Origin of the sequence: Phytobacter sp. RSE-02 (assembly GCF_040578655.1) — a bacterium.
Lineage (GTDB): Bacteria > Pseudomonadota > Gammaproteobacteria > Enterobacterales > Enterobacteriaceae > Phytobacter > Phytobacter diazotrophicus.
In genome coordinates, this window is the sequence record NZ_JBEULY010000001.1 from 223718 (window position 1) to 235254 (window position 11537).

General features: G+C 54.5%; 7 protein-coding genes. All 7 read left to right on the top strand.

Annotated elements, in window-relative coordinates; all coding sequences use genetic code 11:
• The first annotated feature begins 92 nt into the window (after positions 1-92).
• The 7 genes from ABU190_RS00995 to ABU190_RS01025 all read left to right on the top strand — a co-directional run bounded on the left by ABU190_RS00995 (position 93) and on the right by ABU190_RS01025 (position 11533).
• The gene (locus ABU190_RS00995; protein WP_354690414.1) at positions 93-1418 is read left to right on the top strand and encodes a TolC family outer membrane protein; all 1326 of its coding nucleotides are present in this window, start codon (positions 93-95) and stop codon (positions 1416-1418) included.
• 101 nt (positions 1419-1519) lie between these two features.
• Positions 1520-3706 (top strand): type I secretion system permease/ATPase, encoded by a 2187-nt coding sequence (locus tag ABU190_RS01000; RefSeq protein ID WP_354690127.1) that lies wholly within the window; start codon positions 1520-1522, stop codon positions 3704-3706.
• A complete protein-coding gene (locus tag ABU190_RS01005; RefSeq protein ID WP_354690128.1) occupies positions 3693-5057 on the top strand; it encodes an HlyD family type I secretion periplasmic adaptor subunit in 1365 nt (454 codons plus the stop codon). Before ABU190_RS01000 ends, ABU190_RS01005 begins: the two co-directional genes overlap by 14 nt.
• Before the next feature lie 497 nt (positions 5058-5554).
• Positions 5555-6064: a hypothetical protein gene (locus tag ABU190_RS01010; RefSeq protein ID WP_354690129.1), complete on the top strand. Its 510-nt coding sequence runs from the start codon at positions 5555-5557 to the stop codon at positions 6062-6064.
• Between the two features lie 645 nt (positions 6065-6709).
• Positions 6710-8068, top strand: a complete 1359-nt coding sequence (locus ABU190_RS01015; protein ID WP_039079771.1) for a TolC family protein — start codon at positions 6710-6712, stop codon at positions 8066-8068.
• Positions 8068-10293, top strand: a complete 2226-nt coding sequence (locus ABU190_RS01020) for an ATP-binding cassette domain-containing protein (RefSeq protein ID WP_354690130.1) — start codon at positions 8068-8070, stop codon at positions 10291-10293. The genes ABU190_RS01015 and ABU190_RS01020 overlap by 1 nt, the downstream gene beginning before the upstream one ends.
• Positions 10283-11533 (top strand): HlyD family efflux transporter periplasmic adaptor subunit, encoded by a 1251-nt coding sequence (locus ABU190_RS01025; protein WP_079496207.1) that lies wholly within the window; start codon positions 10283-10285, stop codon positions 11531-11533. Before ABU190_RS01020 ends, ABU190_RS01025 begins: the two co-directional genes overlap by 11 nt.
• The last annotated feature ends 4 nt before the right edge of the window (positions 11534-11537 follow it).

The following is an 11537-nucleotide window of genomic DNA, read 5'->3' on the forward strand; positions in this document are numbered from 1 at the left end:
CGGTTCCGTGGCATTTTCCCCGGTGGGTCATCCCCACAATCAGGGGCATAACGAAAAGGAAGACAATAATGAAATATGGTAGCCAGTTATTCATGGGTGCAGCGTTGACTGTGTGCGCGACACAGAGCCAGGCTACTCCCCTTGAGCAGGCGGTAAAAGACAGCCTGTTATGGCACCCACAAGTTAGCGCCTCGGCAAACAGTCGATACTCCGCTGAACAGGATCTTCGCGCCGCCAAAGGCGGCTATCTGCCTTCGCTGGATCTCACCGCCGGTAGCGGCTGGGAACAAACCGACAATTCCACGACCCGCGCGGCGGGCGAGCATTTGCGTAACCTGAACCGCAGCGAATCGGCTATTAACCTTACGCAAAACGTCTTTAATGGCTTTGCGACTACCAGCGAAGTCGCGCGTCAGAAAGCAACGGTAAACTCGCGCGCCTGGACCGTGTTGAATACCAGCGAAAGCACCGCCCTGCAGGCTATTCAAAGTTATCTTGATGTGCTGATGCGTGAGCAGATGGTAAAACTGGCGGAAGACAACCTGCACAATCACGAGCGCGTGTTCGATCAAATTCGCCTGCGCACCGCCCAGGGGGTAGGCCGCCAGGCCGATTACGATCAGGCGGAAGCCCGCCTGGCGCAGGCGCGGAACAATCTCCTGACCGAACAAACCAACCTTGAAGACTCCAGAGCTAATTATCAAAGCGTTACCGGCAAAGATGCCGACACGCTGGTGATGCCAGGCAAGATTACGGTTCCCGCCTCACTGGAGGCCGCCCGCAAAGTGATGCTGGAAAACAACGCGCTGCTCAAACAGGCTGATGCCGATGTGGAAGCGACCCGCCAGCAGTATGAAGCGCAGAAATCACGTTTTTACCCGAATGTTAATGTCGAAGTCGGTCGCACGATGGACAACAACCTTGACGGTACGCGCGGACATAACCAGGAATGGCAGGCAATGGTACGTATGCGCTACAACCTGTACAACGGTGGCAGTGACCAGGCGACACTCACCTCTTACGCCTACAAAATGAAAGAGGCTCAGGATGTGAAAAATAATGCCCTGCGCCAGTTAAACGAGGAGTTGCGTCTTGCCTGGAATGCGAAGAACAACGCTGAACAACAGGTGCCGATCGCCAAAGAATATGCTGAGCGTAGCGTGACGGTGCGCAGCGCCTATCAGGAACAGTTCAGCCTGGGCGACCGTACGCTGCTCGATATGCTCGACAGTGAAAATGAAGTCTTCACGGCACAACGCCGTTACGTTGAACTGCAATTTGTCGACATGTTTACGACCTATCGCATCAGTGCCCGTACGGGGGAACTGCTTAAGAGTCTGAACATTCAGCCGCCATCGGCCTCACAGCCGCTTGATCAGGCTCAGCGTACGCAGGCGGAACTGCCGGAACTGAATTAATACGGCTCTAAAGAGTTGTGGGGTGACTGGCGGCATAAAACCGGCGATCACCTCGCTGTTAATGACCTGCGGCCTGAGTCTGCAGAACACTGAGGCAAAGAATGACGCCTGCTACTGACACGCCTGAGAACGTCGACATTTCCCCCGAAGCCCCGGTCAGGCACGATCCCCGGCAAACCCATGATGATCCGTTGCTGGACGCGCTGATGATCATCTGCAAGATGCATAACATCGCGACCAGTCGTACTGTTCTGACGACCGGGCTGCCGCTGGAGACCCATTCGCTGACGCTGGAAGCTTTTCCACGTGCCGCGGGGCGTGCGGGGCTGAAAGCGCGTGTGGTACAACGCCCCCTTGATAACATTACCGCGCTATCGCTGCCTGCCATTCTGTTGCTGAAAAACGATCAGGCGGCCGTATTAATCGGCTGGGATGACAACCAGCAGGCCCGACTGCTGCCCAGCGAAACGGAAGGCGGGGAAATTACGCTATCACGGGAAACGTTGGCGGAAAATTACAGCGGCAGGGCGATTTTTATCTCCCCGGAACATGAGTTTGACGCCCAGCCGACGGCCACGTTACCGCGAACGACCGCCTGGTTTCAGGACACCCTTAAACTCTCAAAATTCCTCTACTTCGATGCGGTGGTCGCCAGCTTTCTGGTCAATCTTGTGGCGCTGTGCGCCCCATTGTTTGTGATGAACGTTTATGACCGGGTTGTGCCTAATCAGGCAACGGCCACCCTATGGGTACTGGCCATTGGGGTGAGTATTGCGTTTGTTTTCGATTTTGTACTGAAAATCTTGCGGGGGATTTGCCTCGATCTGGCGGGTAAAAAGACCGACCTGGTGGTCTCCTCGGCGCTGTTCGAGCGGCTTTTAGGGATGAAGATGAAGCTGCGTCCAAAGCGGGTGGGCAGCTTTGCGCAGAACTTCCAGGAGTTCCAGTCGATTCGTGATTTCCTGTCGTCGCTGACGCTGACGGCCTTTATTGATTTCCCCTTCACCTTGTTAATTTTATTGGTGATTGGAGTTATTGGTGGCCCACTGGTGCTGATCCCGCTGCTTTCCTATCCGCTGGCGTTGCTGGTGAGCTGGCTTATTCAGCGCCCGCTGATGTCGAGGGTACAAAAAACCTATCAACTGGCCAATGAGCGTCAGGCGATGCTGGTAGAGACACTGACCGGCCTTGACGCTATCAAAATCAATAACGCGCAGAGTGAGCGTCAGTATCAATGGGAGCATCTCACCGGCCAGTTGAGCAAACTGGAGCTGCGGGTGAAATCACTCTCCTACGTGGCGGTGAATTTTACCTCCTGGCTGCAACAGGCCAGCGGCGTGGCGATTATTGTCGCCGGGGTATATGTCATTATCGGCGGCAATCTCAGCATGGGCGGGCTGATTGCCTGCTACCTGTTGCATCGCCGTGCGATGATGCCCATCGGCCAGCTTTGCAGCCTGATTACCCGTTACCAGCGTGCGCGAATGACGAAATCGACCATCGACAGAATGATGGGGCTGGAGCAGGAAGTGCAGGAGGATGAGGTACCGCTTAAGCGTGAAACCCTTTCGGGGGCAATTGAACTGCGTGATGTGACCTTTTGCTATCCGGGCAACCAGTATGCCTCGCTAAGTAACGTTTCACTGGTCATTAAGCCCGGTGAAAAGGTGGGCATAATCGGTCGTAGCGGTTCAGGAAAAAGCTCGCTGGCGAAATTGCTGGTCGGTTTTTACCAGCCGGACAGCGGCAGCGTGTTGATTGACGGTATCGACCTTCGCCAGATCGATGTGCACGATTTGCGGCATAACATTGGCTACGCGCCGCAGGACATCCACCTGTTCAACGGCACGCTGCGGGAAAACCTGCTCTACGGCGCAAGCTATGTTGACGACGAGACCATGCTGCGGGTCGCGAACCTGACCGGTGTGCATGAGTTTGCCCGCCGTCATCCCTCTGGCTACAACATGCAGGTTGGCGAACGTGGCATGAGCCTTTCCGGCGGACAGCGTCAGGCGGTTACGCTGGCGCGGGCGTTGTTGCTCGACCCGCCGGTCCTGCTGATGGACGAGCCCACCAGTTCAATGGACAACACCAGTGAAGATTTGATTAAAAAAGCACTGGCACCGGTTATCAGCAACAAGACGCTATTGCTGGTGACGCACCGTGCGTCGCTGCTGTCGCTGGTTGATCGGCTGATTATCGTCGACAACGGTAAGATCATTGCCGACGGCCCGAAAGAGAGCGTCATGAACGCGCTGAAAAAGGGACAAATTCATGCGAATCGTTGATGCGCTTAGCCGCCTGATGAACTGGCTCTCAGGAGAGAAACCGTCAGCAACCTTTACCACCAATGAGGTTAACAAGGCGCTACTTGATGATGCGCCCCGCGTGGTGCGGGTAACCTTATGGGCCATTTTCGCCTTCTTTATTGCGATGATCGTCTGGGCTTCGCTGGCCGAGATTGATGAAGTGACACGCGGGGAAGGGCGGGCCATTCCCTCATCCCGTCTGCAGAAAGTCCAGAACCTTGAAGGGGGGATTGTTGCCGAAGTTTTTGCCCATGAAGGCGAAGTGGTACAAGCCGGTGCGCCGCTGCTGCGTCTGGATGACACCCTTTTTCGCTCTAACGCCGGAGAAAGCGAGGCCGACAAGCTGGCGCTCGAAGCACGGATCCAGCGCCTGACCGCTCAGCTTGATGATGCCAGCGAACTGACGCTGTCGCCGGAAATAGTCAGTCAGGCGCCGGAAATCGCCAGCGGGGAAATGGCGCTGTTCACCAGCGTCAATAAACGCATTCAGAGTGAACTTGCCGGACTGAACGAACAGTTGATTCAGAAGAAGCAGGAACTGCTCGATTTCCAGGGCAAACTGACGCAGTACCGCCGTAGCCTTGAGTTACAGCAGCAAGAGATCACCATGTCTGAACCGCTGGTGGCAAAAGGCGCTATCTCAAAAGTGGAAATGCTGCGTCTGCGTCGCGCCGGGGTTGAGACGCAGGGGCAACTGGATTCCGTCATTCTTGCTATTCCGCGCGCGCAGGCGGCAATCAAGGAGATTGAAAACAAGGTCAGTGAAACGCGAGGGCGCTATCGCAGCGAAGCGCTGGAACAACTGAACCAGGCCCGTACCGATCTGAGTAAAATTGAAGCATCAGGTAAAGCAATTACCGACCGGGTGAACCGCACGCTGGTGACTTCACCGGTTCGCGGCATCGTCCAGCAACTGCTGGTGAACACCATTGGTGGGGTGATCCAGCCGGGCAATGACATTGTGGAAATCGTTCCACTTGATGACACGTTGCTGGTTGAGGCCAAAATTCGTCCCCAGGACATCGCCTTTTTGCGACCGGGGCAGGAAGCAACGGTAAAATTCACCGCCTATGACTACACCATTTACGGTGGGCTTAAGGGCAAACTAGAACAAATAAGCCCCGATACGGTGACCGACAAAGACGGGAAGAGTTTTTATATTATTCGCCTGCGTACCGATAAAAACCACCTCGGCACGGATGAAAAACCGCTGTTGATTATTCCTGGCATGGTGGCCTCGGTGGATATCATTACCGGCAAGAAAACCATTCTGGCGTATTTGCTCAAGCCTATTCTGCGCGCCAAAGCAGAAGCGTTCCGCGAGCGCTAAGCGTTGAAGTCAAAAAGCCTGCGACAAGCAGGCTTTTTAATTGTTAAAGAGCCCAGGCCTGCACCTGTCAGACATCATTAAACCTGTCTCAATAACCATATGTTTTTTATGGTGTTAAATTCGCAAGGTGTGTAGGCGAATGCCATCTCCTGCTCCAGTATCTTGTACGCTGATTTTTACTTCTATTTTGAGTTTAACTCACAATGAGTTGCAGTTTTTATCGTTTTGCAAACGAGAATCTTTCAACAATACTGAGACAGTAAACCAGACCCAGAGGTTTTTGCATTGACGAACACACTATTTATCTGGTGGAGAATTGTTTGCATTTATCGGCCTTTTTAACGCTCTCAAAATAAACTCTTTTTCACGTTGCGATACGTTATTTCAGCATCTTTGGGATGCAGGTATTTATTTTGGTGAGTCACGAGATAAAAGCAATAGATAAAAATCCTCATTACAAGTTGAATTAAGACTGTCAGTTTTAAAAGGTGCATAAGATGACATTAGAGATGTTGAATTATTTAATTGAATTAGCATTAAACAATACCTCGAGCTCACCTGATATGAAAAAAAACGCTGATGGTCATCAACAGCCAGCAGATGATGAATTGTCAGCTTTTATTGCATCCCTTTCACAACAAAAAGAGAGTGGTGATACGCTGTCAAAAATGAAATATCGCTTAGCACTGCTCTTTGCTGCACAACAAGACTCGAAAAAAGCAGAACAATTATTAGCTGCTAATACCCCGACGGAAGAAGAAGCCTGGCCGATAATGGATTTCACACACTGGCCTGCGGTGCGTTATGCCGGCTCAGGTGAGGCACAGACGCCTGAATCCGAAGCCTATTTTCAGCGTATCTCAGCCGCGGCGGCGACGATACGTTCTGCCATTACCGATGCAGAACGCGCTAAAGGCACCTCTTCATTCCATATTCTTGAAAAGATTCTGGCCCTGAATAGCGCTTTGCCTGAACGGTATAAAACGATGGCAAATATTCAGTATTAGTCGCCAGGTATATCTTCGGGATAATAAGGCGGGTATGACGATGTGTTGTTATTTGCCGTAAATATGAGGTAAATAACAAGCAAGTATTACCCGACGTTTACCCATGCTGGTGCCATATCTGCACTGACCGGGTAAGAGGTGTCAGCGACAGCCTTCCCCGCGAGCTGGCCTGCGGTCGCAAGAATCCGCGATATATTTTTAACAACGAACACTCTTCCCGTCGTTACCTTCACTTTTCACCAGTACAGAAATCTGACCGGCGTGAAAATCCTGTATAAGGTTTCACCGCGCTGGACTCAGGCTCGCTCTGGCCATTCTACGCTCTCCACATCCTGCAATCCGTCAGTTCTCTACAGCTTCATCAGATAGCCCGCTGATAATAATTTTTCAGCCGATGCGAATATTTGCGTTAGGTAAACTTAACTTAATAATTGACTATGTTTTACAGGTTTTATTACACGATTACATACCTTGACACAGATGTTATCAATAGGTAATTATGACGTGAAGCAATAGTCTTTTTCTTATTTATGACTCGTTATACCGGCCACGCCATTTATCCACTAACGGTGACGTCGGGATAACATGAGCAACATCAGGATCGACGAGTCTTTTATCTTTCTTTAATAAAGGGCTCATCAGACAATGGGGATTCGTTCAGATCGTCACTGTTATTACATACTTACTGTAATCAGTCTTTTTTTACCCTTTGTCATTTCAGTCACCCAGGCTGAGGCCGCAACCCTTTCATCGTCATCACACCGTATTTCTGAGGATACCTCGCCGGGTGGTCTGTTTGCCGCGTTGCGCAGCACGATGCTCCATCACCCCAGTCTGGCGAGTCAGCAGGCGCTTGTGCGTTCCAAAGAGGCCAGCGCCGACAGCGCCCGCGCGGCACGTTTGCCAACGCTTGGTGCCAGTGCCGGGACGGGGCAAATTTCGGGGTACAGTGATTCCCGTACGACCACGCTGAGTGTTTCGCAACCGTTATGGGCTTTTGGGCGTATCGACAGTGCTATTGACTACGCCGACAATGACACCCTTGCCCAGCAAGCCACGGCCTGGGCTACCCGTCGTGAATTGCTGGAAGATACCGCGGTGGCTTACGCGAATATACAGGGTATTCGCGAGCGCCTTGCCGTTGCTGAATCAAACGTTAACAATCATCAGGCGTTGCAGGAACAAATCCAGCGCCGCGCGCAAGGGGGGCTGGCTTCTCCAGCCGATGTCAGCCTTGCGAAGGCCCGGTTGTTACAGGCACGCTCATCGCTCGAACAGGCCAAATCGGACCTGCGTACCGCCGAATCCACGCTGTTATCCTTGACTCAGGTGCCGATCGCAAGCGAACTGCCGATCCCTGGCAGCATCCTCAAGTTGCCTGCTGATACTTCTATACAGGAACAAATCCTTGCGCAGAGTGCGACGGTCCGAGCACGTGAAGCGGCGGTTACGCTTGCCGAAGCTGATGTGGAACGTCAGCGCACCTCATCGCGACCGACCGTCTCCCTGCAAGCCGCGCGCAACGAATATTCAGGTATGCCCAACCAGAGAAATAATAATACGGTCAATGTGGTTGTGACCGGCACGATGGAGGGGCTGGGGCTGGTCTCCCGTGGCCTCCAGAACGCGGCACTGGAACGCGTGGAATCCGCACGACAGGATCTGGCCGAACAACGCCACAGCGAAGACATTCAAACGCGCCAGTTGCTTGATCAGCGTGATGCTAACCAGACGCTGATTGCTGGTTATGAACAGTCTGTCGTCGAGCTTAGCGGCACGCTGGCCTCGTTCCGTCGCCAGTACGAATCGGGTTACAAGAGCTGGCTGGATGTCCTCAACGCCGTACGCGAATTAACCGAACAACAACAAGCCCTGGTATCGGTGCGATCGGCATGGCGGGTCGATTGCCTGCGCCTGGCCGCACGCACGGGCCGTATGGACGATACCACTGGCGCCCTGACCACGGGCACTCAATTTGCTAACACGTCTGCGAGCCATCCCTGATGATACCTGTTCCTCTTCCTGAATTACTGGCCTTGCTGGACAAGCTACATGCCCCGGTGAATAAAGCGGCATTAACGCAGGCGTATGCCCGCGCGCAGGCCGTTCCTCCGTTAACCGATCGTCCACAGGATTATGTGCGCGGTTTGCTGTCAGACGCGGGAATGAAAGATATCCGGCTGGCGTTGTTCCCCTGGCGGCGTTTTGATCCCCGTCACCTCCCGGCACTGATGTGGCACGAACAGACATGGTGGCTGGCTGAACGGCACAACGAAGAGGGGAGAGCCGATACCCTTACGCTGACCCGTGAAGGTGTCGAACCCCGAACGCTGGCGATAGACGACATTGTGACCGGCGCGCCGGGGACGACGGCGGGTGACGAAACGGCTGTACTCTGGTTCAGCCTGGCTTCACACGTACAGTCAGAGAACCTCTCTGACAGCGAAAATCCGGCTATGCGCCTGGTCTGGCGAGAACTGTTGCGCGATCGCCGCTGGGTGTTCCGGGTGGCTGCCGCCACGCTGCTGGTGAACATTCTGGCCATTCCCACATCCCTCTTCGCCATGCAGGTCTACGATCGTGTCGTGCCCACCCTGGCCTGGGCGACACTGACTACGCTTGTAGCGGGGATGGGGTTGGTTGTAGGACTGGACTGGCTGCTCAAAACATTGCGTGCCCACATTATGGACAGCGTTGCCAGCAGTGTGGATAAACGCCTTTCCCAGCATGTTTATGAACATCTGTTGCACCTGCAACTCGACCAACAACCCGGTAGCCTGGGCACGCTGGCCGCGCAGGTAGGGGCGCTGGATTCGGTTCGACAAGTTTTCTCTGCCGGTCTTGTCTTCGGTATTGTGGACCTGCCATTTGCATTGCTGTTTATCGGGATTATTGGTCTGATCGGGGGGCCAGTCGGCTGGGTTTACCTGGGGATGCTCCCCATCGCGCTGGCGCTGGGTCTGTATACCCGTCTGCGCTTACGCCGTCTCACGCGCCAACAAATGCTGCGCAGCAATGAGCGTCTGGGGTTGTTAGTCGACAGTATTCGCGGTGCCGAAACCCTGCGCGCCAGTCATGCTGGCTGGCGTTTTGCGCAAGACTGGCAGACGCTCAGTCACTCCATCGCGGGCTACAGTATTCAACAAAAATCCCTCAGCCAGTTCTGTACGAACACCACAGGCAGCCTGTCGACGCTGGCCTATATCATGGGCATTGTTGTCGGGGTTTGGGGCGTTGAAGCCGGCTATTTGACCACCGGGGGGATGGTCGCGTGCAGTATTCTGGGCGGCCGTGTTATCGGGCCGGTGAGCCAGGGCGTTCAGTATCTGATGCAGTGGCAGCAGGTCCGGGAGGCGCTGGATATGGTGAACAACCTGCTGCGCAAACCTACAGAGCGCCGCGCCGGACAGACCCTGCTGCTGCCCGATCGCCTGCCAGAACATATTAGTGTCGAAAAGCTGCGCTTTGCCTTTCCGCAGTCTCCGGTACAACAACTCAATATTCCCGCACTCCACTTTCACGCCGGTGAACGTGTTCTGCTGTTGGGCCCTGTTGGCGGCGGTAAATCAACGTTGCTCAAGATCCTGGCCGGACTCTATCGCCCCGGTGAGGGCCGTGTCCGTCTGGGCGATGTGGATCTGTGGGAGATCGATCCCCAGGTGGTCAGCGCTCAGGTTGGCTATTTGCCACAAGCGGTGCAGCTCTTCAAAGGGACGCTGCGAAGCAATCTGATGCTCGCGGGCGCAGTCAGCGACACCACGCTGACAGACATCACCCGCGATCTGGCGCTGGATCAGGTGGCGGCCAGTAATCCGCTGGGTATGGATATGCCTATCAGTGAGGGGGGCTCCGGTCTCTCTGGCGGTCAGCGCCAGCTTGTTGGCCTGGCGCGTGTGCTGATGTCCCGTCCTCGTATTTGGCTTCTGGATGAACCGACGGCCTCGCTGGATGGCGAAGCGGAGACGCGTGTCTGGAAAGCATTACAAGCCAGGCTACAGCCGGAAGATATCCTGATCGTCGCCACTCACCGTCCGATGGCGGCCGTTAATTTTGCTACCCGCGTGCTTGTCGTACAGGAAGGTTCTGTCGTACGAGATGGTACTCCTGACAAGGTGTTACCAGGACTGATGGCCCGCGCCACTGGCTCGCGTCCCGCCGCAGAGGTAACGAACGTGAAAACACACATGCCCGCAGCATCACATTCAGCAGGAGTCCTTCATGGCCGTTGAACTGTTTGACGACGAGGTCGCTGACGCTGCTCGCGTGAATCGTCTGGAAAATTACTACCGTAGCCGAGTCCCGGCAGGGCTTATCTGGAGCATCGTCGTACTGGTGCTGGGTTTTGTCATATGGGCTATGTATTTTCGCATTGATGAAGTGGCACGGGCACACGGTGAAGTGATCGCCAGCAGCCGGGTGCAGATCATCCAGACCGTGGACGGTGGCGTACTATCCGAACTGCGTGTCAAAGAGGGTGATCATGTTAAGGCGGGGCAGATTCTGGCTCGCCTCGATCCAACCCGCGTGGAGGCGGCGGCAGGTGAAGTGGACGCGCGCATCGCCGGTCTCAGGGCGCGCATTGCACGACTTCGCGCAGAATCAACGGGACAATCCGCTCCCCAGTTCCCTGCCGATCCAGGTCCGGCGTTACGCGAGCAGGCCGATATTGAACGCGCACTGTTTCTGCAACGCCGTCAGAGCCTGCAGGAGGATATAACAGCGCTGCAAACCGCCGTGAATTTAGCCAACCAGAAGCTCAGCCTGGTGAACGGGCTGGAACGCTCTGGCGATGTTAGCGCCAGTGAGCGGCTTAATGCACAGCGCGAGCTTAATGAGGCTCGTGCCCGCCTGCTTGGTCGGCGCAATAAGTTTTTGGATGATGCGCGGGCCGATCTCACCAAGGCAGAAGATGATCTGGGCCAGACCTTGCAACAGATGGCCGGTCGTCGCCAGCAGGTACACGATACGGTGTTTACGGCCATGGGGCCTGGGATTGTTAAAAATGTCCGCGTCACCACGCTGGGCGGGGTATTACGTGCCGGTGATGAGATTATGCAGATCGTCCCGTCAGATGATGCCCTCATCATAGAGGCCAAGGTTCTGCCTGCTGATATTGCCCGCGTTCAGGTTGGATTACCGGCTACTGTGCGCCTTGATCCCTTCGATTACACCATTTATGGGGCATTGCAGGGTGAAGTAATTTACGTATCGGCCGATACCCTTAAAGAAAACACCTCGCGTGGCGAGGAGATCTACTACCGCGTCCATGTTCGTTTGAAAAGCCATGCAGAAGGTCTGTCAGACCATCAGGAAGATGGGCAGCTTGTGCGCAGTACGACAGGTCGTCAGCTTGACATCCTGCCGGGCATGACATCCCAGCTCGACATCCGTACCGGTGATCGCACGCTGATGGACTTCTTACTTAAACCTTTGCGTAAAACACTCAGTGAATCATTCCAGGAGCGATGACACC